The organism is Nocardia nova NBRC 15556 (assembly GCF_001613005.1).
Classification (GTDB): domain Bacteria; phylum Actinomycetota; class Actinomycetes; order Mycobacteriales; family Mycobacteriaceae; genus Nocardia; species Nocardia nova.
Genome location: NZ_BDBN01000092.1, coordinates 1 through 1,451, shown reverse-complemented (window position 1 = coordinate 1,451; position 1,451 = coordinate 1). Strand labels below are relative to the sequence as shown.

General features: G+C 68.6%; 1 protein-coding gene. It reads right to left on the bottom strand.

The genetic code is table 11. From position 1 onward, the window contains the following. Nucleotides 1-1,424: peptidoglycan D,D-transpeptidase FtsI family protein (locus NN2_RS29650; protein WP_439955871.1), on the bottom strand; the 1,424-nt coding region annotated here is incomplete at its 3' end. Nucleotides 1,425-1,451: the final 27 nt, after the last annotated feature.

Below are 1,451 nucleotides of genomic sequence, written 5' to 3'. Positions count from 1 at the left end.
CCGATCACGTCCTTGACGATGCGCGGCGGGATCCGCACACCGTCGTTGGCGATGGCCTGGTACATCCCGGTCATCTGCAGCAGGGTCATCGAAAGGCCCTGTCCGATGGGCAGATTCGCGAACGTCGAGCCGGACCACTGGTCGCGCGGGGGCACGATGCCGCCGCTCTCGCCGGGCAGTCCGACACCGGTGCGCTGCCCCAGGCCGAAACGCTTGACCATATCCGCGAAGCGGTCCTCACCGACTCGCTGCGCGAGCATCAGCGTGCCCACATTCGACGACTTACCGAAGATGCCGGTAGTGGTGTAGGGCATCACGCCGTGCGACCACGCGTCGTGCACGACCACGCCGCCCATGTGGATCTCACCGGGGACCTGGTGCACCTCGTCCGGATTGGTCAGGCCGTACTCGATGGAGGCCGCCGCGGTGATGATCTTGTTCACCGAACCGGGCTCGTAGGCATTGGTCACCGACGGATTGCCGATATCGGCCGAGGCCCAGAACTTCGGATCCTGCGCCGGATTGAAGGTGTTGTCGTTGGCCATGGCCAGCACCTGGCCGGTGTGGGCGTCCAGCACCACCGCCGAGGCGTCCTGCGCGCCGGATTTGTCCTTGGCCTCCTGGACCTGCTGCTGCACGTAGTACTGCAGATCGGAGTCGAGGGTCAGTTCGACATCGGAGCCGTTGACCGCGGGCACCTTGTCGCGCTCGCTGCCGGGGATGACCGCCCCGTCGGAGCCGCGATCGTAGGTGTGCGAACCGTCGGTGCCGGCCAGCGTCGCGTCCATCGACGCCTCGAGCCCCACCTGGCCGTGCCCGTCCCAGCCGGTCGCGCCCACCACGTTGGCCGCCAGCGCGCCGCCCGGATAGACCGGCGTGTCCTGACGTTCGGTCCCGACTTCGGGGAACTTCTCGGTGATCTCGTCGGCGACCCGGGAGTCGACGTTGTAGGCCAGATAGGTGAACTGGTCGTCGCTGCGCAGTTTGGCGAGCAGTTCCGCTTCGGGGGGCGCGTCCTTGCCCAGCTTCTCGTGGATCGTCTTGGCGATCTCCTCCAGCCGCTTGTCGACCTCGGGCGCCTTGTCGCTCTTCGCCCGCGCGTCGGCCAGATCCTTGCGCACGGCCACCGGCCGGAAGTTGAGCTTCTTGGTCACGACGGTGAACGCGAGCCTGCGGCCGTCCCGATCGAGGATGGCGCCGCGTTGCGCCCAGTCGGTCTGATGCACCGTGCGCTGGCTGGCCGCCTCGGCCGACAGGTTGGGCGCGGAAAACGTTTGCAGCCAGAGCAATTGCATCGCGACGACGAGCAGCGCCACCAGCATGAGGACGCGCCCGACTCCGAACCGCAGCCGCGTGGAGGCATCCGCGCGCGAACCCGCCCGCGGGCGGGGAGCGCGGCGCGGCCGGGCGGGTGTGGATCGCACACCCGCCCGGCCGCGTCCCGTGGCACC